General features: G+C 73.4%; 18 protein-coding genes. 13 read left to right on the top strand and 5 right to left on the bottom strand.

Annotation, left to right across the window (positions count from 1 at the left end):
* Positions 1-45: 45 nt before the first annotated feature.
* From EDF18_RS14950 to EDF18_RS14940, 3 genes are all read left to right on the top strand, one after another.
* On the top strand, positions 46-2,007 hold the full coding sequence (locus tag EDF18_RS14950; protein ID WP_123548643.1) for a glycoside hydrolase family 15 protein: 1,962 nt from the start codon (positions 46-48) through the stop codon (positions 2,005-2,007).
* Complete coding sequence (locus EDF18_RS14945; RefSeq protein ID WP_123548642.1) at positions 2,004-4,409, top strand: phosphoketolase; 2,406 nt, start codon at positions 2,004-2,006, stop codon at positions 4,407-4,409. Before EDF18_RS14950 ends, EDF18_RS14945 begins: the two co-directional genes overlap by 4 nt.
* Positions 4,410-4,485: 76 nt before the next feature.
* Positions 4,486-4,761, top strand: coding sequence for a Rho termination factor N-terminal domain-containing protein (locus EDF18_RS14940; protein WP_123548641.1), 276 nt, complete (start codon positions 4,486-4,488; stop codon positions 4,759-4,761).
* 30 nt (positions 4,762-4,791) lie between these two features.
* Here EDF18_RS14940 and EDF18_RS14935 read toward each other — a convergent pair whose 3' ends face one another.
* The gene (locus EDF18_RS14935) at positions 4,792-5,802 is read right to left on the bottom strand and encodes a Ku protein (RefSeq protein ID WP_123548734.1); all 1,011 of its coding nucleotides are present in this window, start codon (positions 5,800-5,802) and stop codon (positions 4,792-4,794) included.
* Positions 5,803-5,894: 92 nt separating this feature from the next.
* Here EDF18_RS14935 and EDF18_RS14930 point away from each other — a divergent pair, with 92 nt between their 5' ends.
* The 3 genes from EDF18_RS14930 to EDF18_RS14920 all read left to right on the top strand — a co-directional run bounded on the left by EDF18_RS14930 (position 5,895) and on the right by EDF18_RS14920 (position 11,036).
* The gene (locus tag EDF18_RS14930) at positions 5,895-6,782 is read left to right on the top strand and encodes an SDR family oxidoreductase (RefSeq protein WP_123548640.1); all 888 of its coding nucleotides are present in this window, start codon (positions 5,895-5,897) and stop codon (positions 6,780-6,782) included.
* A gap of 160 nt (positions 6,783-6,942) precedes the next feature.
* Positions 6,943-9,528: an ATP-dependent DNA ligase gene (locus EDF18_RS14925; protein ID WP_123548639.1), complete on the top strand. Its 2,586-nt coding sequence runs from the start codon at positions 6,943-6,945 to the stop codon at positions 9,526-9,528.
* A 113-nt stretch (positions 9,529-9,641) separates the two neighbouring features.
* Positions 9,642-11,036 carry an MFS transporter gene (locus EDF18_RS14920; protein WP_123548638.1) on the top strand — a complete coding sequence of 465 codons (1,395 nt, stop codon included), beginning with the start codon at positions 9,642-9,644 and terminating at the stop codon, positions 11,034-11,036.
* Positions 11,037-11,057: 21 nt separating this feature from the next.
* Here EDF18_RS14920 and EDF18_RS14915 read toward each other — a convergent pair whose 3' ends face one another.
* Entirely contained in the window at positions 11,058-11,702 is a 645-nt protein-coding gene (locus EDF18_RS14915; RefSeq protein ID WP_123548637.1) for a MerR family transcriptional regulator, read from the bottom strand.
* Between the two features lie 113 nt (positions 11,703-11,815).
* Here EDF18_RS14915 and EDF18_RS14910 point away from each other — a divergent pair, with 113 nt between their 5' ends.
* Positions 11,816-12,313 (top strand): DUF4188 domain-containing protein, encoded by a 498-nt coding sequence (locus tag EDF18_RS14910; RefSeq protein ID WP_123548636.1) that lies wholly within the window; start codon positions 11,816-11,818, stop codon positions 12,311-12,313.
* A gap of 76 nt (positions 12,314-12,389) precedes the next feature.
* A complete protein-coding gene (locus tag EDF18_RS14905) occupies positions 12,390-12,950 on the top strand; it encodes a GNAT family N-acetyltransferase (RefSeq protein WP_199732467.1) in 561 nt (186 codons plus the stop codon).
* A 110-nt stretch (positions 12,951-13,060) separates the two neighbouring features.
* Here the strand turns inward: EDF18_RS14905 and EDF18_RS14900 are convergent, their stop codons facing one another.
* On the bottom strand, positions 13,061-13,546 hold the full coding sequence (locus tag EDF18_RS14900; protein WP_233569201.1) for a gluconokinase: 486 nt from the start codon (positions 13,544-13,546) through the stop codon (positions 13,061-13,063).
* A gap of 393 nt (positions 13,547-13,939) precedes the next feature.
* On the opposite strand from EDF18_RS14900, the gene EDF18_RS14895 reads away from it, so the two are divergent.
* The 4 genes from EDF18_RS14895 (at position 13,940) to EDF18_RS14880 (ending at position 20,518) form a co-directional block, all read left to right on the top strand.
* Positions 13,940-14,251: a hypothetical protein gene (locus EDF18_RS14895; protein ID WP_133738628.1), complete on the top strand. Its 312-nt coding sequence runs from the start codon at positions 13,940-13,942 to the stop codon at positions 14,249-14,251.
* 36 nt (positions 14,252-14,287) lie between these two features.
* Positions 14,288-14,998 (top strand): 4'-phosphopantetheinyl transferase superfamily protein, encoded by a 711-nt coding sequence (locus tag EDF18_RS14890; protein WP_123548632.1) that lies wholly within the window; start codon positions 14,288-14,290, stop codon positions 14,996-14,998.
* A gap of 106 nt (positions 14,999-15,104) precedes the next feature.
* On the top strand, positions 15,105-19,112 hold the full coding sequence (locus EDF18_RS14885; RefSeq protein ID WP_123548631.1) for a Pls/PosA family non-ribosomal peptide synthetase: 4,008 nt from the start codon (positions 15,105-15,107) through the stop codon (positions 19,110-19,112).
* 35 nt (positions 19,113-19,147) lie between these two features.
* Positions 19,148-20,518 carry a M1 family metallopeptidase gene (locus tag EDF18_RS14880; RefSeq protein WP_233569198.1) on the top strand — a complete coding sequence of 457 codons (1,371 nt, stop codon included), beginning with the start codon at positions 19,148-19,150 and terminating at the stop codon, positions 20,516-20,518.
* A 78-nt stretch (positions 20,519-20,596) separates the two neighbouring features.
* Here EDF18_RS14880 and EDF18_RS14875 read toward each other — a convergent pair whose 3' ends face one another.
* On the bottom strand, positions 20,597-21,112 hold the full coding sequence (locus EDF18_RS14875; protein WP_123548630.1) for a MarR family winged helix-turn-helix transcriptional regulator: 516 nt from the start codon (positions 21,110-21,112) through the stop codon (positions 20,597-20,599).
* Positions 21,109-21,372 (bottom strand): hypothetical protein, encoded by a 264-nt coding sequence (locus EDF18_RS14870; protein ID WP_123548629.1) that lies wholly within the window; start codon positions 21,370-21,372, stop codon positions 21,109-21,111. Before EDF18_RS14870 ends, EDF18_RS14875 begins: the two co-directional genes overlap by 4 nt.
* A 116-nt stretch (positions 21,373-21,488) precedes the next feature.
* Between EDF18_RS14870 and EDF18_RS14865 the strand changes: the two genes are divergently transcribed.
* On the top strand, positions 21,489-22,388 hold the full coding sequence (locus EDF18_RS14865; RefSeq protein ID WP_123548628.1) for an SDR family oxidoreductase: 900 nt from the start codon (positions 21,489-21,491) through the stop codon (positions 22,386-22,388).
* The last annotated feature ends 36 nt before the right edge of the window (positions 22,389-22,424 follow it).

Genomic DNA, 22,424 nt, shown 5'->3' with positions numbered 1-22,424 from the left:
GGCAGCGGCGGGCACGAGGAGGCGCGGGAGAGCACCGTAGACACCGTGACCGACACCCTCCAGAGCGCCCCCGACGACACCGACGACTTCCACGACGACGCCTGGTCGGCCCCCGACCCCCGGGAGGACGGCTACGTCGCCCTCCGCTCGTACGGCGCGATCGGAGACGGTCGCACCGTCGCGCTGATCGCCCGCGACGGGCAGATCGACTGGCTGCCGTTCCCGTCGCTGCCGAGCGACCCGGTCTTCTCCGGCATCGTCGACTCCGCCGACGGCGGCCGCGTCGAGCTGCGCCCGGTCGACGACGACTTCGAGGTGCAGCGCGCGTACGTGCCCGGCACGAACGTCCTGCGGACGCGGTTCCGCACCTCCGCCGGCACCGTCGAGGTCACCGACGCCCTCGTCACGGGCGTGGCCGGCCGCCTGCCCTGGGGCGAGCTCGCGCGCCGCGTCGACGGCCTCGAGGGCTCCGTCGAGATGCGCTGGGCGGTCGTGCCCGGCAACGCGTTCGGGACGCACCCCATCGTGCGCGTCGACACCGTGCACGGCCCCCTGCTGCGCGCCGCGGACATCAACCTCGCGCTCGTCGGCTTCGAGCACGGCCGCACCGACCCCACCGAGCCCGGCGACGGCCACCCCGACGGTCCGCTCGAGTTCCGCGGGGCGTTCACCACGTCGCCCGGGTCGCGCTCGCTGCTGTGCCTCTGCGGCGTCGAGGACGAGCCGCTGCACCTGCCCGACCCGCACGTGGTCGACGAGGGCATCGACCGCACCATCGAGAACTGGGAGGGCTGGTCGACCGAGTTCAGCTGGGAAGGCCCGTGGGCGGACGCCGTGCACCGCAGCGCACTCGCCCTCAAGCTGCTGATCTACAGCCCCACCGGTGCCATCGCGGCGGCGGCGACCACCGCCCTGCCCGAGAACTTCACGGGCGACAAGAACTGGGACTACCGCTTCGCCTGGGTGCGCGACCTCGCGTACACCGTCGACGCGCTGCTGCGCTTCGGGCTGCGTGAGGAGCCGCACGCCGCCGTCTCGTGGATGCTCAAGGCCCTCAAGGAGAACGGGCGCGAGATGCACATCTTCCTGCGCCTCGACGGGACCGTCTCCGACGGCACGCACGAGACCGGTTCGGAGGGCTGGCGGGGCATCGGCCCCGTCTACAAGGGCAACCCCGCCGGCGACCAGCTGCAGCTCGGCGTCTTCGCCGACATCCTCGCCGTCGCCAGCCAGTACGCCCACGGCGGCAACCTGCTCGACGAGTCCACCCAGGATCTGCTGGCCGGGTTCGCCGACGACGCGTGCCGGCGCTGGCAGGAGAAGGACAGCGGCATGTGGGAGCTGCCGGACGAGCAGCACTACGTCAGCAGCAAGATGGGCTGCTGGCAGGCGATCACCTCGGCCCTCGAGCTGACCGAGCTCGGCCAGATGCACCCCACCGCCGACGACAAGGCCCACTGGGAGGAGAACCGCGACCTGATCGTCGAGTGGATCGACGAGCACGGCTGGTCGGAGGAGCGCGGCGCGTACCTCATGCACCCCGACAGCGACGCCCTGGACGCATCGGTCCTGCTGCACGCGCCCAGCGGCTTCGACCGCGGCGACCGGATGTCGCGGACCATCGACGCGATCCGCGACGAGCTGGGCGCGGGACCGCTGGTGTTCCGCTACAGCGGCGTCGACGCGGAGGAGGGCACCTTCGTCGCCTGCGCCTTCTGGCTCGCGGGCGCCCTGGCCTGCGTCGGCCGGGTCGACGAGGCAGTGGAGCTGATGGACGAGCTAGTGGTCCAGTCGAACGACGTCGGGCTCTTCACCGAGATGATCAGCGCCGACGACGGGCAGTTCCTCGGGAACATGCCCCAGGGCCTCAGCCACCTCGCCCTGGTCAACGCGGCCATCACCATCGACGAGATGCGCACGGAGCTCGGCATGCAGCCCGGGGACCGACGCGAGGACGCCGGCACGGACCGCCGGACGGAGACCGACGACCGACAGGAGAACCGATGACCGACACCACCTCGCCCGCCGCACCCGCCGTGCCCGCGACGCCGGACGACCTCCGGCTCGTCGACGCCTGGTGGCGCGCGGCCAACTACCTGACCGTCGGGCAGATCTACCTGCGCGACAACCCGATGCTCGATCGTCCGATCGCGCGGGACGACATCAAGCCGCGCCTGCTCGGCCACTGGGGCACGTCGCCCGCGCTGAGCCTCGTCTACGCGCACCTCAACCGGGTGATCCGCCGCGACGACCGCGACCTGCTCTACGTCTGCGGCCCCGGCCACGGGGGCCCTGCGATGGTGGCGAACACCTGGCTCGAGCACACCTACTCCGAGCTGTTCCCGCAGGTGCCCCTCGACCGGGACGGCATGCATGAGCTGTTCCGCCAGTTCTCGTTCCCGGGCGGCATCCCCTCGCACGCGGCCCCCGAGACGCCGGGCTCGATCAACGAGGGCGGTGAGCTCGGCTACTCGCTGAGCCACGCCTACGGAGCGGTGCTCGACGACCCCGACCTCGTGGCCGTCTGCGTGATCGGCGACGGCGAGGCCGAGACCGGTCCGCTCGCGACGAGCTGGCACGCCAACAAGCTGCTCGACGCCGTGCACGACGGCGCCGTGCTGCCGATCCTCAACCTCAACGGCTACAAGATCGCGAACCCGACCATCCTCGCCCGCATCCCCGAGGGCGAGCTGCTCGAGCTGTTCCGCGGATACGGGTACCAGCCGATCGTCGTGTCGGGCGGGTTCGACGGCGAGGACCCGATGGTGGTGCACGCGCAGATGGCCGCGGCGCTCGACGAGGCCTTCGGCCGCATCGACCAGATCCAGCAGGAGGCGCGCTCGGGCGAGAGCACGGAGCGGCCGCGCTGGCCGATGATCGTCCTGCGCACCCCCAAGGGCTGGACGGGCCCGAAGGTGGTCGACGGCAAGAAGGTCGAGGGCACGTGGCGTGCCCACCAGGTGCCGCTGAGCGGCGTCCGCGAGAACGACGAGCACCGCGATCACCTCGACGCCTGGATGCGCTCGTACGGCGCCGACGAGCTGTTCGACGAGACCGGGGCACCCGCCGCGTTCCTCGACGAGCTGCGCCCCCGCGGCGAGAAGCGGATGAGCGCGATCCCCGCGTCGAACGGCGGGCTGGTGCGTCGCCCCCTCTCGCTGACCGACTACCGCTCGCACGCCGTCGAGACCAGCGACGACCGCCGCACCACGGCCGAGGCCACCCGGGTGCTCGGCCGCTGGCTGACCGACGTCGTGCGCGACAACCCGGCGAGCTTCCGGCTCTTCGGCCCGGACGAGACGGTCTCGAATCGCCTCGACCCGGTCTTCGACGTGACTGACCGCGTGTGGGCGGCCCGCATCGAGGAGGAGGACGAGCACGTCGCGCACAGCGGCCGCGTGATGGAGGTGCTGAGCGAGCACCTGCTGCAGGGCCTGATGGAGGGCTACCTGCTCACCGGGCGTCACGGCCTGCTCAACACCTACGAGGCGTTCGTGCACATCGTCGACTCGATGTTCAACCAGCACGCGAAGTGGCTCGAGAGCGCGACCGACATCGCCTGGCGCGAGCCGATCTCGTCGTTCACGTACCTGCTGTCGTCGCACGTCTGGCGTCAGGACCACAACGGCTTCTCGCACCAGGACCCGGGGTTCCTCGACGTCGTCGTCAACAAGCAGGCGCACCTCGTGCGGATCTACCTCGCACCCGACGCGAACACCCTGCTCGCCGTCGCCGATCACGCCCTGCGCACGACGGACACGGTGAACGTGATCGTGGCCGGCAAGCAGGAGGCACCGGCCTGGCTGTCGCTGCCCGAGTCGGAGGCGCACGTCGCCGCCGGCGCGGGCATCTGGGAGTGGGCAGGCACCGAGGGCACGCCCGTCGCGGGCGTCGACCCGGATGTCGTGCTGGCCTGCGCGGGCGACGTGCCGACCCTCGAGACGGTCGCCGCGGCGGACATCCTCCGCCAGCGCCTCCCCGACCTCGTGACCCGCGTGGTCAACGTCGTCGACCTGATGCGCCTGCAGGACGCCGACGAGCACTCGCACGGCCTGACGAGCGACGACTTCGACACGCTCTTCACGACGTCGAAGCCGGTGATCTTCGACTTCCACGGCTACCCGACCCTCGTTCACCGGCTGACGTACCGCCGCACGAACCACGACGGCATCCACGTGCGCGGTTTCCAGGAGAAGGGCACGACCACCACGCCTTTCGACATGGCGATGCTCAACGACATCGACCGGTACCGGCTCGTGCTCGACGTGCTGCACCGCGTGCCGGGTCTCGCCGAGGCGCACCCCGACCTGGTCGCCGAGTTCGAGGCGAAGCGCGCCGAGGCCCGCGAGTACGCCTACGAGCACGGCGAGGACCTGCCCGAGGTCGTCGAGTGGGAGTTCGGCCACTAGGTCGTCTCCGGCACGGGGGCGCGCGCCGGTCCTGCCGACCGGTCATGCGCCTCCGTCGCGGAGTACGGTCTCGAGCATGCCGAAGGACGACACACCCCCGCAGCTGAAGAACCCCGAGATGTACGAGGCCCTGCGCGACGAGGGCAACTCGAAGGAGAAGTCGGCGCGCATCTCCAACGCTGCTGCCCAGAAGGGCAACAGCGAGGAGAAGGTGGGGGCGAAGGGCGGCCGCTCGGGGTCGTACGACGACTGGACCGTCGACGACCTGCGCGGCCGCGCGAAGGAACTCGGGCTCAGCGGCTACAGCGACGCCAAGAAGGACGACCTGATCGAGATGCTGCGCGACCACTGAGGTCGCGGCCCCTCGCCGAGGCGGGCGTCGTCAGCTCGCCTCCTTCTCCGCAGCGGGCTCGTCCTTCGCCGCGGCGGCCTTCTTCCCGGCCGCAGACTTCTTCGCCGCAGGCTTCTTCGGAGCTGACTTCTTCGCGGCGGGCTTCTTCTCGGCAGCGGGCTTCTTCTCGGCAGGCGCCTTCTCGGCTGCAGGCGCCTTCTTCGCGGCGGGCTTCTTGGCCGGGGCCTTCTTCGCGCCCGACCGACTGCGCTCCACCGACTGGCGGAGCGCCTCCATCAGGTCGATCACCTCGCCGTCGCCGGATCCGTCGCCGTCCTCGTCGTCGTCCCCCGAGCGGCCGAAGGTCGCGTCGGTGTCGAGCGACTCGCCTTCCTCGAGCTTGGCGTCGATGAGCTTCCGGAGCTCCTCCTGGTAGTCGTCGCCGAACTGCGACGGGTCGAAGTCGTCGCCGAGCGACTCGACCAGCGAGCCCGACATGTCGAGCTCCTTTCCGCTGATCCGCACCTTCTCGTCGAGCACGGGGAACCGTGCCTCACGGACCTCGTCGTCCCAGAGCAGCGTCTGCAGCACGAGCACGTCGCCCCGCACGCGCAGCGCGGCGAGCCGGGTCTTCTGCCGCAGGGAGAAGTGCACGATGGCCGTGCGGTCGGTCTCCTCCAGGGTGCGGCGCAGCAGCACGTAGGCCTTGGGCGACGACGAGTCGGGCTCGAGGAAGTAGCTGCGGTCGAACATCAACGGGTCGAGCTGGTCCCTCGGCACGAACTCGAGCACGTCGATCTCGCGCGAGCGCTCCTCGGGCAGGGACTTCAGGTCGTCCGCCGTGAGCACCACCGTGCGGTCACCGTCGTCGAAGGCCTTGTCGATGTGCTCGTAGTCGACGACCTTGCCGCAGATCTCGCACTTGCGCTGGTACCGGATCCGACCGCCGTCGGCGTCGTGCACCTGGTGCAGCGAGACGTCGTGGTCCTCGGTGGCGCTGTAGAGCTTCACGGGCACGTTGACGAGCCCGAACGTGATCGCGCCCTTCCAGATCGATCGCATGACGGCCATGTTCCTCCGCATGCGCTCCGAATGACCGACGAGCGGGTACAAGTGCCGGGCACGTCCCCCGCCGCGCGGGCACCGTGGAGCGCATGAGCCAATACGACAAGAAGAACCCGGTCGACCTGTACCCCGCACCGCCGTTCCCGAAGCAGGAGCAGTCGCTGCCGGGCGAGGCCTGGAAGATGGACCCGAAGCCCGACCACGGCGAGACCAGCTACGTCGGCAGGGAGCGCCTCGTCGGCTTCCGCGGCATCGTCACCGGCGGCGACTCGGGCATCGGCCGTGCCGCAGCCATCGCCCTCAGCCGCGAGGGCGCCGACCTCGTTCTCAGCTACCTGCCGAGTGAGCAGGCAGACGCCGAGGAGGTGCGGGACCTGCTCGAGGGCGAGGGGCGCCGCGTCGTCCTGGTGCCCGGCGACATCTCGGACGAGCAGTACTGCAAGGACCTCGTCGCGAAGGCCGTCGAGGAGCTCGGCGGGCTCGACACGCTCGTCATGGTCGCCGGCCGGATGAAGAGCAACGACGACATCCTCACGCTCAGCACCGAGGACATCGACTCGACCATCAAGACCAACGTCTACTCGCTGTTCTGGCTGTCGCAGGCGGTCATCCCGCACCTCGAGCCCGGCTCGTCGATCGTCACGACCGGCTCGGTGCAGGGCACGCAGCCGAGCCCCGACAAGATCGACTACGCCTTGACGAAGGGCGCCATCGGCGTCTTCACGGCGGGTCTCGCCCAGCAGCTCGCCCCCAAGGGCATCCGCGTCAACCAGGTCTCGCCCGGCCCGGTCTGGACGCCGCTGCAGCCCGGCTCGGACGACGCCGAGACCGTGTCGGAGTTCGGCGGCCAGGCGCCGTACGGCCGTCCCGGCCAGCCGGCCGAGCTCGCCGCCGCCTACGTGCACCTCGTGAGCCCGGAGTCGAGCTACACCTCGGGCGCGACCATCACGATCGCGGGAGCGATGCCGGCGGTCTGACCGGTACCGCACCTCCTCGGCTCCGCTCGCGGCCCGCTCCCCCGCCCCGGCGGGGAGGCGGGCCGTCGCGGTCCGCAGGCGCGGGCGTCCGGGACGCCCCGTACGACGAACGAGCATCATCGAGTCAGGCGAGCAGGCAGACGACACGAGGAGGCGCCGGATGGCCAGCAAGGGACGCGGCGAGCGCGTGCAGGTCGGCGGGCACACGCTGCAGCTCACCAACCTCGACAAGGTGCTCTACCCCGCGAGCGGCACGACGAAGGCGGACGTCCTCGGCTACTACGCCGCCGTCGCGGAGTGGATGCTGCCGCACGTCGAGGGCCGTCCGGCGACGCGGAAGCGCTGGGTGAACGGCGTCGACGGCGAGGTCTTCTTCGAGAAGAACCTGCCCGACTCCGCCCCCGACTGGGTCGCTCGGCACGAGATCGAGCACAAGGACCACGCGAACGTCTACCCGATGGTCAACGACCTCGCGACGCTCACCTGGCTGGCCCAGGTCGCGGCGCTCGAGGTGCACGTGCCGCAGTGGCGCTTCGGCCCGCGGGGTGCGCAGCGGAACCCCGACCGGCTCGTGCTCGACCTCGACCCGGGCGAGGGCGTGGGCCTGGCCGAGTGCGTCGAGGTCGCCCAGCTGCTGCGGCCCCTGCTCGACGGCATGGGCCTCGAGCTCGTGCCGGTGACGAGCGGCAGCAAGGGCGTGCACCTCTACGCGCGGCTCGACGGGAAGCAGACGAGCGCGCAGGTCAGCGACGTCGCCCACGAGCTCGCCCGGGCCGTCGAGGCCGACCACCCCGACCTCGTGCTGAGCACGATGGGCAAGGCCGACCGCCAGGGCAAGGTGCTGCTCGACTGGTCGCAGAACAACGGCAACAAGACGACGGTGGCGCCGTACTCGCTCCGCGGCCGCGAGCGGCCGACCGTCGCGATGCCGCGCACCTGGCGCGAGCTGGCGTCCAAGAGCCTCGAGCAGCTCGAGTACACCGAGGTCCTGGCCAGGCTGAAGCGCCGAGGAGACCCGCTGGCCGATGTCTCGAGCGGCACGCCCGTGCCGCCGGGTGAGCTCGGCGACGACATGCGCAACACCGAGTCTCGCGAGCACGACCCGTCCGGCGACGGCGAGACGCGCGAGCGGCGCGACCGCCTCGCGAAGTACCGCTCCATGCGCGACGCGTCGAAGACCGCCGAGCCGGTTCCCGCCGCCGCCCCGCCGACCAGCGACGGCCGCAGCTTCGTCATCCAGGAGCACCACGCCAGCCGACTGCACTGGGACTTCCGCCTCGAGCACGACGGCGTCCTCGTCAGCTGGGCGCTGCCCAAGGGCGAGCCCGACGACCCCGGCACGAACCACCTCGCCGTGATGACCGAGGACCACCCGCTCGAGTACGGCACCTTCGAGGGCACCATCGCGAAGGGCGAGTACGGCGCCGGCGAGGTCACCATCTGGGACTCAGGCACCTACGACGTCGAGAAGTGGCGCGACGGCAAGGAGGTGATCGCCGTGCTGCACGGGGAGCAGCGCGGCACCCGCCGGGTCGCCCTGATCCACACCGGCCACGGCGGCGGCAAGGCCGACCGGAACTGGTTGATCCACCGGATGAAGGACGACGACGCGGGAGGCGCCGACGGGGGCTCCTCGGGCGGTCACGGCACGATGACGGCGAAGAAGGAGGCCGGGAAGAAGTCCGGCAGGAAGGGGCGGACGGTGATCGGCTCGGGGACCGGGTCCGGATCTGCCCGCTCGACCCGCGCCTCCTCGTCGGACCGGTCAGGCGACGATCCCGGCGATGCGCTCGATCCCGTCTCCCCGATGCTCGCCGTCGCGGGCACCGCCGCCGACGTCGACGACGACTGGGCGATCGAGATGAAGTGGGACGGCATCCGCGCGATCGCCGTCGTCCAGGGCGACCGCGTGACGCTGACCAGCCGCAACGGCCACGACCTGACCCCTGCCTACCCCGAGCTGCAGGTGCTGGCAGACCAGGTCGAGAGCGACGGAGGCGCGGTGCTCGACGGCGAGGTCGTGGCCGTCGACGAGGCCGGTCGCCCCGACTTCGGGCTGCTGCAGACGCGGATGGGCCTGACGAAGCCCCGTGAGGTCGAGCAGGCCGCGAAGGGAGCGCCGATCCGGTACCTGCTCTTCGACGTGCTGCACGCCGAGGGCAGGTCGCTGCTGCGGTCGACCTATGACGAACGACGCGAGGTGCTCGAGCGGATCGTGACCTCCGAGGGCCCGGTCGACGTGCCCGCCGTCTTCGACGGCGACCTGGAGGAGGCGATGCGGACCTCGCAGCGCCTCCGGCTCGAGGGGGTGGTCGCCAAGCGCCGCGACGCGACCTACAGCGCCGGCCGACGCTCTCGCGCCTGGATCAAGACGAAGCACCACGCGACGCAGGAGGTGGTGATCGCGGGCTGGCGTCCCGGGAACGGGCGTCGCGCCTCCGGCGTCGGCTCGCTGCTGATGGGCGTGCCCGGCGAAAAGGGGCTCGTGTACGTCGGACGGGTGGGCACCGGGTTCCGCGACCGCGATCTCGACGAGCTGCTGACCGAGTTCGGCAAGGTCGAGCGGAAGACGAGCCCGCTCGTCGACGTGCCCGCCGCGGACGCGCGTGACGCGCACTGGATCACGCCGTCACGGGTCGGCGAGGTGTCGTTCGCCGAGTGGACCTCGACCGGTCGCCTCCGCCAGCCGTCGTGGCGCGGCTGGCGCCCCGACAAGTCGCCCGACGACGTCGTCCGCGAGAGCTGACCCGTCTGGCACCCCGGAGTGGACGATGCACCCCGTCGTTGCGGGGTGCATCGTCCACTGCAGGGTGTGAGGGCGAGACCACGGCCGACCCCGGCAGGGAGGAGACTCGGGGGATGACAGACGCCCGCGGCCAGCGCATCGTCCTCGTGGTCGCGGTCCTCGCCTCCTTCGTGGCGTTCCTCGACGGGTCGATCGTGACCGTCGCGCTGCCGGCGATCGCACGGGACCTCGGCGACGGAGGCGCGGGCCCGGCGGGCGGGGCGGACCTGACCCTGCAGCAGTGGGTCGTCGACGCGTACCTGCTCGCCCTCGGCTCGTTGATGCTCGTCGCGGGCTCGCTCAGCGACACGTTCGGCCGGGTGCGGGTGCTGCGAGCCGGCCTCGTCGCGTTCGCGCTGACGAGCGTCCTCGCCGCGCTCGCGCCCGACCCCGGCCTGCTCATCGCCGCCCGCGCGCTGCAGGGCGTCGCGGCGGCCCTGCTCGTCCCGTCGAGCCTCGCACTCATCACGTCGACCTTCAGCGGGCCGGCCCAGGGCCGCGCGATCGGCTCGTGGACCGCCTGGACGGGCGTCGCGTTCCTGATCGGCCCGCTCGCCGGCGGCGCCCTCGTCGACACCCTCGGCTGGCGCTGGGTGTTCGCCGTGGTCGTCGTGCCGGTGGTGCTGACGCTCGCGCTGATGACGCGCCTGCCCGGCGACGCGCACCGGGGCGGGCCCGACCAGCCTGCCCGCGTCGACGTCGGCGGCGCCGTGCTCGCCGCGGTCGGCCTCGCGGGCCCGGTCTTCGCGCTCATCGAGGGCCAGCGCGTCGGGTTCGGCGCCTGGTTCGTCGTCGTGCCGCTCGTCGTCGGCGTCGTCGCGCTCGTCGCCTTCGTCTGGTGGGAGCGGCGGGCGCCGCAGCCGATGATGCCGCTGGACCTGTTCCGCACCCGCGAGTTCGCCGTCGGCAACCTCGCCACCGTCGGCCTCTACGCCGCCATCAATCTCGGCACGCTGACCATCCCCCTCGTCGTGCAGGAGCTCGCCGGCCTCTCGGCCACGCTCGCCGGCCTCGTCACCCTGCCGACGACGATCGTGTCGCTGCTCTTCTCGACGATGTTCGGCACGCTCGCCGCGACGCACGGGCCCCGCCTCTTCATGACGGTCGGGCCGCTGATCACGGCGAGCGGGTTCCTCTGGATGCTGCTCGTCCGTGACCCGATCGACGTCTGGTGGCAGGTCGTTCCCGGGGTCGTCCTCTTCGGGCTCGGGCTCTCCGTCACGGTCGCGCCGCTCACCTCGGCCGTGCTGTCGGGCATCTCGCCGGCCAGGTCGGGCATCGCGTCGGCGGTCAACAACGCGATCTCGCGGGTGGCCGGGCTGGTCGCCGTGGCGTTCCTGGGGGTGATCGCCGGAGGCGCCCTCACGGTCGACGGGTTCCACCGCGTCGTCGTCGTGGTCGCGGTGCTGCTCGTCGGCAGCGCGCTCGTCTCGTTCGTCGGCCTGCGGGGCTCGCGCCGCGCCTCCTAGGGTCGCCGCCCCTGTCGAGCCCTAGACCGGAGGCGGCGGCACCGGCAGCCCGCCGACGAGGTCGCCGAAGCGCCGCCACGACGAGTCCTGCTGCGCCAGCCGCCGGAGCGCCAGCAGCAACGGCTCGACCAGCACCGTGCCCAGCACCACGTACTGCACGGCCGCGTCGACGCTCTCGAGCGGGACACCCGCGATCTCGGCGTCCGCGACGTCGTGCATGGCCCGCGCGTAGCCGTCGAGGCGCTCGGGCGGCAGGTCGAAGCCGGCGGCCTCGAGCCCGTCGACGGCGACCTCGAGCGCGGCGAGCACCGGGCCGTCGCCGGGGTCGACGGTCCAGCCCCAGCGCTCGACGAGGCCGCGGGCCCGGGCGTGGTCGACTCCCTCGGGAGCGTCGGGCGTGACCGCGTGCTGGGCGACGCCGAGCACCTCCCCCACCGAGTCGTGCTCCAGGTCGAGGAACTCGAGCACTCCGCGTGCCCGCGCCACGCTCAGCCCGCCGGGGCCGACCAGCGCCCGCACGAGCCTGAGCCGCCGCACGTGCTCGTCGCCGTAGCGGGCCTGCGTCGCCGAGGTGCGCTCGCCCTCGGGCAGCAGCCCCTCGCGCAGGTAGTACTTGATGGTCGCGATCGGGACGCCGCTGACGTCGGCGAGCTCGGAGATGCGCATGGGTCCCCCTTGACATTGGATAGCTGCACTCTCCAAGATGGGAGCGCACTGGAGAGCAACACTATCCAATCACCAGGCACCCACCCGCGCAGACGCGTCGAAGGAGCGAGATCATGGCCCGTGTCATCCCCGGCAGGACGACCCACCGGCACGACGGCGAGCTCGTCGTCTTCCTGATCGGCATGCGCGTCAACAAGGTCTGGCGGCCCGACCAGTGGCTGCCCGTGTTCGCCGCGATGACCCCGATGATCGTCGAGCTGTTCAGGGACAAGGAGTCGGGGCTCCGCGGCCTGCGCACCACGATCGGCTCGCGAGGGCCGGTGCTGGTGCAGTACTGGGACTCGCTCGAGAAGCTCTACGCCTACGCCGGCTCGGCCGACCAGACCCACCGTCCCGCGTGGAGCGCCTTCAACCGCCGTGCCCGCAAGGCGCCGGGCGCGGTCGGCATCTGGCACGAGACGTTCGTCGTCGAGCGCGCCGAGAGCATGTACGTCGGGATGCCCGCCTCCGGCCTCGCCCTGGCGACGGAGGCGGTGCCCGTCGGCCCGCGCGCCGACACGGCCCGCGCGCGCGCCGCCGCCGGACGCACCGCGCCCGGCCCCGCAGCCTGACAGCAGCCGCAGCATGAACCGCGGGTCGGCCCGCAGGAGGCGCGGGTCGGCCAGTCGTCTCCGCTACCGTCGACCCGTGCCCACCACCGACCGCCTCCTCCTCCGCCGCTGGCGCGACGCCGACCGCGAGCCGTTCGCGGCGCTGAACGCGGACTCCGTCGTGATGGAGTTCTTCCCCTCGACGCGCACCCGGGCCGAGTCCGACGCGATGATCGACCGGATGGAGCAGGGCTTCGACGCGGACGGCTTCGGCCTCTGGGCAGTCGAGCGACGCGCCGACCACCAGCTGCTCGGCTTCGTCGGCCTGTCGCGACCGTCGGTCGACGTGGTCGTCGGCGGCCGGCCGCTCGCCGACCAGGTCGAGATCGGCTGGCGCCTGCGCCGTGACGCCTGGGGACAGGGCCTCGCCGCCGAGGCCTCGCGCGAGGTGCTCCGCACCGCCCTCGACCCCGACGGGCTCGACCTGCCCGAGGTCGTGAGCTTCACGGCCGCGACCAACCTCCGCTCCCGTGCCCTGATGGAGCGGCTCGGCCTGACGCGCGACCCGGCCGACGACTTCGAGCACCCGGCCCTGCCGCCCGGCCACCGCCTCCGGCCCCACGTCCTGTACCGCGCCACCCGCGCCTCCGGCGCCTGATCGGCAGGCGCATGCCCGATCAGCAGGAGCGCGAACCGACGGGAGAGGTCCTTCCCGAACACGGGCAGGACCTTCTCCGACGGCTCAGGCCGCGCGTGAGGCGGCCGTCGTCAGGCGACGGGCGTCAGGCCGAGCAGGCGGAGCACGTCGTCCGCCTCCTCCTCCGGGGTGCGCGTGGCGTCGACGACGACGTGTCGCTCGTCGGCCTGCGGCGGCTCGAGCGTCGCGACCTGCGAGTCGAGCAGCGTCGTCGGCATGAAGTGCCCCGAGCGCTCGGACATCCGGCCGCCGATCAGGTCACCGCTGCCCTGCAGGTAGACGAAGACGACGTTGTGCTCGCGCAGCACGTCGCGGTACTTCCGCTTCAGCGCCGAGCAGGTGATGACGCCGGGCACGCCCTGCATCGCGTGCTCGACGATCCACGACGAGACCGTGTCGAGCCAGGGCGCCCGGTCGTCGTCGTCGAGCGGCTGACCGGCGGCCATCTTGGCGACGTTCTCGTCGGGGTGCAGGTCGTCGCCCTCGGCGAGGTCCCAGCCGAGGCGCTCGGCGACGAGGGCGGCGACGGTCGACTTGCCCGACCCCGACACCCCCATCACGACGAGCACCGGGTCCGAGTCGTGCGCCGGGTGGCGGGCCGACCCCGGCACGAGCGGCGCCGAGGAGGCGGCGCCCGCGTTCTCGAGGGTGGCCATCAGCGAGCCTCGCCCGAGGCCGAGGCCGAGGCGGAGGCGGAGGCGGAGGGGACGGGCGCGGGGCTCGGGGTGGTCATGTCGTGTCCTCTCGAGGTCGCGACCGTGCGATCTCGTCGTCGGATGGGGCTGCGAGCCGACCGGCGACGCAGAGGCGTCGGCGCCGCTCTCGGCCCAATGGTAATACGAATGGGGCGGCGGGTGCCCCCGGCCGCCGGGAGAGGCACCGGCCGGCCGCGCAGGAGACCGTCACCTCGCGTTCACGTGCTCGTCGCTCGCGGGGTGCACGATGCCCGCATGATCGCGATCAGCGCCGAGGTGCGGCAGGCCGACGGCATCGACTCCGTCCGCCAGCTCGAGACGAGCCTGCGGCGGCACTGGGAGAGCATCCCCGTGAAGTCCCACCAGTACCTGCTGCGCTTCTGCGACGGCCCCGTGCTCGTCACCGACGAGCTGCGCTCGCTGCGCCTCGACGTCGTCGTCTCGGACGAGCGCTCCGCAGCGCACTTCGTCGAGTCGTTCCGCAGCGAGATCGAGTCGCGGGTGGTCGGCCGGCCGGTCGACGTCCGCTGGTCACGCCCGGCTGTGGCCCCGCAGCCGCTGCGCTGAGCTCGTGAGCCACTGGCCCGACGAGCCGCTGACCCGATGACCACCACCGCCCTGCTGCCGTCGGCACCGGTCTCGACCTGGCTGGTGCCGCTCGACGACACGGCCGACGGCGTCGTCGCCTCCCTCGGCCTCGCGCGGCCCCCGGGCGATGCGGCCTCGTGGCTCGACGCCGACGAGCGGGCCAGGGCCGCGCGGCTGCACGACGCGACCGACCGCCATCGCTGGCTGGTCTCGCACGTCGCCCTCCGCCTCCTGCTGGGCGCGTCGCTCGAGGTGCACCCGTCGGCGGTCGAGCTCGTCCGTGAGGCGTGCCCGCGCTGCGGCGGCCCGCACGGCCGCCCGGCGCTGGCGTCCGGCCGCCCGCTGCGCTTCTCGCTGAGCCGCTCGGAGGGGCACGCGTTGATCGCGCTCCGCCGCGGGCTCGACGTGGGCGTCGACCTCGAGGCCGCGTCAGCAGGCATCCGCCCGTCAGGCGACCTCGCCCGCTGGGTGCGCACGGAAGCGCTGCTCAAGTCGACGGGCGAGGGCCTGACCCGCGACCCCGACGCGGTGACCCTGCGGCCGACGGCGCCGGGCGTCTGGAGCGAGCAGGTCGAGGGCGACGCTGCCCCGGAGTCGGACCTCCCCGGCCCGGCCCCCACCGTCGCCGACCTGGCGCTGCCGAGCCCTCTCGTGGCCGCCGTGGCCGGCCCCGGGCTCGACCGTGCCCGCGTCCGCGTTCACCTCCCGGCCACCGCGGCGGCCTAGGTTCCCGAGCGACCACGCCGCCCGCCGCGCGCCGCCCCCACGACCGAGCAGCTCGCTCGATCGATCGGGCAGCCCTCGCCCCGAGCCCACCCGGAGAGCCCGACCGATGCCGGACACCCCCTCGACGCCGACGCCCGACCCGTTCCCCGCCGCGACCTTCCTCCGGTCGCCGCTCGCGGCCGAGCCGCGCACCCTCGTCGACGTGCTGCGGGCGACGACGCTCGCGCACCCCGAGGCCTCGGCCCTCGAGGACGAGCGCGGGGCACTGAGCTACCGCGAGCTCTCGGCGCAGGTCGCGACGGCGGCCGGCGTGCTCGTCGACGCAGGCGTGGGCCGGGGCGACCGGGTCGGCGTGCGGATGCCGTCGGGCGACCGGCGCCTCCACCTGGCGATCCTGGCCGTGCTCACGGCCGGTGCAGCGTACGTGCCGGTCGACGCCGACGACCCCGAGGAGCGAGCCGCGCTGGTCTTCGGCGAGGCCGACGTGGCGGGCGTCGTGGGCGCCGGCGGCGTCTACCGGACGCCCGGGCAGGGCGACCTCGAGGGCGCCGCCCTGTTCAGCGGTCGGGTCCCGCACGCCAGCACGACGACGCAGGGCGTCCCGTCGGTCGCCGCCGCCGCTCCCCGGCCCGCGGACGACGCCTGGGTCATCTTCACCTCGGGCTCGACCGGCACGCCAAAGGGCGTCGCCGCCAGCCACCGGGCAGCGTCCGCCTTCGTCGACGCCGAGGCGCGGCTGTTCCTGCAGGAGGAGCCGCTCGGGCCGGGCGACCGGGTGCTGGCCGGTCTCTCGGTCGCCTTCGACGCCTCCTGCGAGGAGATGTGGCTCGCCTGGCGGAGCGGCGCCTGCCTGGTGCCCGCGCCGCGCAGCCTGGTCCGGTCGGGGGCCGACCTCGGGCCGTGGCTCGTGACGCACGGCATCACCGTCGTCTCGACCGTGCCGACCCTCGCGGCGCTGTGGCCGGCCGAGGCGCTCGAGTCGGTCCGGCTGCTGATCTTCGGCGGCGAGGCGTTCCCGTCCGACCTCGTCGGCCGGGTCTGCGCCGACGGCCGCGAGGTCTGGAACACCTACGGGCCGACCGAGTCCACCGTCGTCGCCACCGGCGCACTGGTCGTGCCGGGCGAGCCCGTCCGCATCGGCGTGCCCCTCGACGGCTGGGACGCCGCCGTCGTGGACGCGGCGGGCCGGCCGGTCGACGAGGGCGAGGTCGGCGAGCTGATCATCGGCGGCGCGGGACTCGCGCGCTACCTCGACCCCGCGAAGGACGCCGAGAAGTACGCGCCGCACGAGGGGCTCGGCTGGGCCCGCGCCTACCGGAGCGGCGACCTGGTGCGCCTCGAGCGCGAGGGCCTCGTGTTCCAGGGCCGCGCCGACGACCAGGTCAAGGTCGGCGGTCGCCGCATCGAGCTGGGCGAGATCGAGTCGGCCCTGCAGGCGCTGCCGGACGTCGCCGGCGCGGCGGCGTCGGTGCGGACGACCGATGCCGGCAATCAGGTGATCGTCGGCTACCTCGCCCTGGTGGCGGGCGCCGCCCTCGACCGCACGGAGGCGCTGGCCCGCCTCCGCACGGAGCTCCCCGCCGCGCTCGTCCCGCTCCTGGCCGTCGTGGAAGGCGACCTGCCGACGAAGACGTCGGGCAAGATCGACCGGGAGGCGCTGCCCTGGCCCCTGCCCGAGCAGGGCACCGCCGAGACGGGGCTGCGCGCCGAGGAGGCCGTCCTCTCCGCCGACTGGCAGGCCGTGCTCGGGCTGCCCGTCGTCGACGCGGCCGCCGACTTCTTCGACCTCGGCGGCGGCTCGCTGGCGGCGGCGCAGCTCGTCGCCCGGATCCGTTCGCGCGACCCGGAGTACACCGTGGCCGACGTCTACTCGCACCCGCGGCTCGGCTCGATGGCGGCCGACCTCGCCGCCCGCGCCGAGGAGCGAGGTGAGACAGGCGGTGGCACCGGCACCGGCCGGGACGACTACCGCCGCTCAGCCCCCACGCCGCTGCGCGCGCAGTGGCTGCAGACCCTGCTCGCGCTCCCCCTGCAGACGCTCGGCGGGCTCCGCTGGCTCGTCTGGGCCCTCACCGCGTCGGCGGTGCTGCGGACGGTCGACGGCTTCGAGTTCCTGCCCCGCACCTCCCCCTGGCTCCTGGCCGCCGGCCTCGTCCTGTTCGTGACGCCGCCAGGACGCATGCTGATCTCGGTCGTCGCCGCGCGCCTCCTGCTGCGGGGCGTCCAGGCCGGCGACCACCCGCGCGGCGGCAGCGTTCACCTCCGGCTCTGGGCCGCCGAGCAGGTGCAGGAGCAGGTCGCCGCGGTCGGCCTCGCCGGCGCCCCCTGGGTGAGCTACTACGCGAGGGCGCTCGGCGCACGGATCGCCCCCGACGTCGACCTGCACGCCCTGCCGCCGGTCACGGGCATGCTGCGGGTCGGCCGGGGCGCCTCGATCGAGCCCGAGGTCGACCTCTCGGGCTGGTGGCTCGACGGCGACGTGCTCCGCCTCGGAGCCGTCCGGATCGGCGCGGGCAGCACCGTGGGCATGCGCAGCACGCTGCTGCCCGGCACCCGCATCGGCAAGCACGCCACGGTCGCGCCCGGTTCGGCGGTCTTCGGGCGCGTGCCGGCCGGGCAGGCCTGGTCGGGCTCGCCGGCCGCCCGCAGCGGGCGCGCCAAGGCCTGGTGGCCCGCGGAGCGTCCTCCTCGCGCGACCCGGTGGCTGTGGGCCTACGGCGCCTCGTCGGTGCTGCTGTCGCTGCTGCCCGGGGTCTCGCTCGTGGCCGGCGCCGTCGTGGTCGCGGCCGGCGTGCGCGGCTCGGCGACGTTCGGCGAGGCATGGTGGCGCGCGGTCGTCTGGGCCGTCCCCGGCACGCTCGTGGCCGGCGTCGTCGCCGCCGTGGCGGTCGTCGTGCTGGTCCGTCTGCTCGGCGTGGGCGTCTCCGAGGGGACGTGGCCCGTGCGCAGCCGGGTCGGCTGGCAGGTCTGGAGCACCGAGCGGCTGCTCGACCTCGCGCGCACGTACCTGTTCCCGATCTACTCGAGCCTCGCGACCCCGGTCTGGCTGCGCCTCCTGGGGGCCCGCGTGGGCCGGGACGTCGAGGCGTCGACGGTGCTGCTGCTGCCCGTCATGACGACCGTCCGCGACGGGGCGTTCCTCGCCGACGACACGCTCGTCGCCTCGTACGAGCTCGGCGGCGGGCACCTGCGCGTGGCCCGGGCCGAGATCGGGCGCCGCGCGTTCCTGGGGAACTCGGGCATGGCAGGGCCCGGCCACCGGGTGCCCGACGACGGCCTCGTCGCCGTGCTCTCGGCGGCTCCCCCGAAGTCGCGTCCCGGCTCGTCCTGGCTCGGGTCGCCGCCCGTCCGGCTGCGGCGCACCGTGGCTGCTGCCGACGAGTCGCTCACGTTCCGCCCGCCGACGCGGCTGCGGGTCGCGCGCGCCGCGTGGGAGCTCGGCCGCGTCGTCCCCGTCGTCGTCACCGTGCTGCTCGGCACCGCGGTGCTCTTCGCCCTCGCCGGCCTCGCCGCCGCGTGGGGCCCGCTGCTGGCGGGGCTCGCGAGCGGAGTCGTCCTGATCGCGGCCGGGCTCGTCGCCGCCGTCGTGACCACCGCCTCCAAGTGGGCCCTGATCGGCCGTGTGCGGGCCGGTGAGCAGCCGCTCTGGTCGTCGTTCGTCTGGCGCAGCGAGGTGGCCGACGTCTTCACCGAGATGCTGGCCGCGCCGTGGTTCGCCCGGGCCGCCACGGGGACGCCCGCGCTCGTGTGGTGGCTCCGCAGCCTCGGGGCCCGCATCGGCCGCGGCGTCTGGACGGACAGCTACTGGCTGCCCGAGGCCGACCTGGTCACCCTGGGCGACGGATCGACCGTCGGCCGGGGCTGCGTGGTGCAGACGCACCTGTTCCACGACCGGATCATGTCCATGGACGCCGTGACCCTCGACGCCGGCGCCGCCCTCGGCCCCCACAGCGTCGTGCTGCCGGCGGCCGTGGTCGGCAGCCACGCCACCGTCGGCCCTGCCTCCCTCGTGATGCGCGGCGAGGGCGTGCCCGTCGGCAGCCGGTGGAGCGGCAACCCGATCGGGCCGTGGCGCGAGGTCCGCCACTCCGACTACCACGCGGCCACCTCGTGAGCGGGCCGGCCGACGGCACGGCGACCGACGAGAGCGTGTTCGATGGCACTGTGCCCGAGACCTACACGCCCGGCAGCGGCGCTGACGACGCTGTGCCCGACCAGTACACGCCGGGCAGCGGCGCCGACGACTTCACCGTCGCCTCCTACGACCTCGAGCTCTCGTACCGGGTCGCCACCAACCGGCTCGACGGCCGGGCGACCGTCTCGGCCGTCGCCACGGCGCCGCTGCGTCGTGCGGTCTTCGACCTCGTCGGCCTCCGCGTCTCGCGCGTGCGCGTCGACGGACACAAGGCCCGCTTCAGCCAGAGCGCGACGAAGCTGACGGTGACGCTGCCCCAGGACGCGGAGGCGGGCGCCCGGTTCACCACCGTCGTCGACTACTCGGGCCGGCCGGCCCCACGGCGCGGCCCGTGGGGCGAGGTCGGCTGGGAGGAGCTCACGGACGGGGTCATCGTCGCGGCGCAGCCGGACGGCGCCGCGACCTGGTTCCCGTGCAACGACCGCCCGGGCGACAAGGCCACCTACCGCACCCGGATCGACGTGGAGCACGGCTACCACGTGGTCTGCAACGGCGACCTCGTGTCCCGTCGCTCGAGTCCCGGCAAGGTCACCTGGACCTTCGAGCAGCCCGAGCCGACCCCGAGCTACCTCGCCACCGTGCAGATCGGCCGCTACGAGTCGCGCGAGCTCGCCCTCGGCACCGACGACGCGCCCCTCCGCGGCGCCCTCGTCGGGCCGCCCGACCTGCGCGCGCGGATCGACCACGACTTCGGCGCCGTGCCCGAGATGGTGCGCTGCTTCACGGCCGCCTTCGGCCCGTACCCCTTCGGCGGCTACACGGTGGTGGTGACGGCGGACGACCTCGAGATCCCGCTGGAGGCGCAGGGCGTCGCCGTCTTCGGGGCCAACCACGCCGACGGGCGCTCCGGCAGCGATCGGCTGATCGCGCACGAGCTCGCCCACCAGTGGTTCGGCAACAGCGTCGGCGTCGCCTCCTGGCGGCACATCTGGCTCAACGAGGGGTTCGCCTGCTATGCCGAGTGGCTCTGGTCGGAGTGGTCCGGCGGCGCCTCGGTCGCGACCCACGCCCGCCGCACGCACCTGCGGCTCGCCCTGCCGCCGCACGACATCACGGTCGGCGACCCCGGACCGGACGCGATGTTCGACGACCGCGTGTACAAGCGCGGCGCCCTGACGCTGCAGGCCCTGCGGCTGACGATCGGCGACGACGCGTTCTCCGCCGTGCTGCGCGGCTGGGCCGACGAGAACCGGCACGGCGCCGTGTCGACCGACGACTTCGTGCGGCACTGCGTGCGCGTCAGCGGCCACGACGCCGGCGAGCTCGAGGTGCTCTTCGCGGCCTGGCTCTCCGAGCGCCCGCTGCCGCGCCTGCCCCGCGACTGACCCGAGCTGCACCCCCGATCCGGCACTGCACCCCTGGTGCCGGGGGTGTTCTGCGGTTTCGGGGGTGCAGCTCGCCGCTCAGGCCTCGGCCGCCGCGATCAGCTTCGCCATGGTGCGGTGCAGCAGCACCAGCTCGTCGCGGGTGACGTCGAGCCGGGCCATCATCCGCCCGGGGATCGACTCGGCCTGTTCGCGAAGGGCGATCCCCGCGCCTGTCAGCTCGATGCTCAGCGCTCGTTCGTCGTCCGCGCTCCGACCGCGGGTCACCAGGCCCTGCACCTCGAGACGCTTCACCAGCGGCGACAGGGTGCCGGGATCGAGCCGCAGCAGCCGGGCGAGGTCGCGGAGCGCCAGCGGCTGCTGCTCCCAGAGGGCGAGCATCACGAGGTACTGCGGGTGGGTCAGCCCCATCGGCTCGAGCACGGGACGGTAGGCGGAGACGACGCTGCGGGAGGCGACCGAAAGGGCGAAGCAGATCTGGCTCTCGAGCGCGAGCGGATCGACGGCGGACGGGTCGACCGGCGACGGGTCGACGGCCGACGGGCCGACCGGCGACGGGTCGACCGGCACGGAGGCGCTGGCCGGGCCGCTCATTCGCCCGCGTCCCGCGGGCAGTGCAGCATCGTGCGCGGGCCGGAGCGGTCGACGACGTGCTCGTCCATCGGGCGGCCGCAGAGCGGGCACGCTCCGCCGTGCGCCGGGGCCACGACCGGCGCCTCGTCGCGGATGCCGAGCTGCGCGCCGCCGATGTACGGGCGGAGTCGGGCGTTCATCCGCTCGACGGCGTCGCCGAACCAGCTGCCGTGCTCGTGGCCGGGCTCACGCCCGGCCCGGGAGGATCTCGTCGATGCCATGTCGTTAGTGTACCAACTATTGGTGCACCACACGATGGTCAAGGAGGCGGTCCGTCCGTACCCCGGCAGGCCCCGGGCCTGAGCAGGCGGCCAGCCCGACGGCGTATCACGGGTGCATGACCCGCGATCAGTACACCTTCGACGACCCCCGCACCCGCTATCCCGTGATCAGCCCGGAGGTGCAGCAGCAGCCGGAGCCCGGGCTCCAGTCGCGCATGACGCCCGTCCCCGACCTCGGCGAGGAGACCTACCGCGGCACCGGCCGCCTCACAGGGCGCAAGGCGCTCATCACCGGCGCCGACTCCGGCATCGGCGCGGCCGTGGCCATCGCCTTCGCCCGGGAGGGCGCGGACGTCACCCTCTCGTACCTGCCCGAGGAGGAGGAGGACGCGCGCCACGTCGTGTCGCTCGTCGAGGCGGCCGGGCAGAAGGCCGTGGCCGTCCCCGGAGACCTGACCAGCGCCTCCTTCTGTCGCGAGCTCGTGCAGCAGGCCGTCGACGGCATGGGCGGACTCGACGCGATCGTCAACGTCGCCGGGGTCCAGGTCTGGCAGGAGTCGATCGACCAGATCACGGACGAGCAGTTCGACCGCACGTTCAAGACCAACGTGTACGCGCCCTTCTGGATCATCAAGGCGGCCCTGCCGCACCTGCAGCCCGGCTCCACGATCGTCAACACGGCCTCGCTCGAGGCCTACACGCCGGCGCCCGACCGCCTCGACTACGCGACCACCAAGGGCGCGATCAACAACTTCTCGAAGGGCCTCGCGCAGCAGCTCGTCGGCAAGGGCATCCGCGTGAACGTCGTCGCTCCCGGGCCGACCTGGTCCGTGCTGCAGGTGACGCAGGGCGTCGACCCCGAGACCCTGCCCGAGTTCGGCTCGAGCGAGTCGCCGATGGGACGCGCCGCCCAGCCCGCCGAGCAGGCGCCCGCCTACGTGTTCCTCACCAGCGCCGAGTCGAGCTTCGTCGCGGGCGAGACGCTGAACGTGAACGGCGGGATGGTCACACCGTGAGGCGGTGACCGTCGGGACGCCCTGACACGACGAAGT

Source organism: Frigoribacterium sp. PhB107 (assembly GCF_003751515.1).
GTDB lineage: Bacteria > Actinomycetota > Actinomycetes > Actinomycetales > Microbacteriaceae > Frigoribacterium.
The sequence above is the reverse complement of the archived record's forward strand: the minus strand, read 5'-3'. Positions and strand labels throughout refer to the sequence as shown.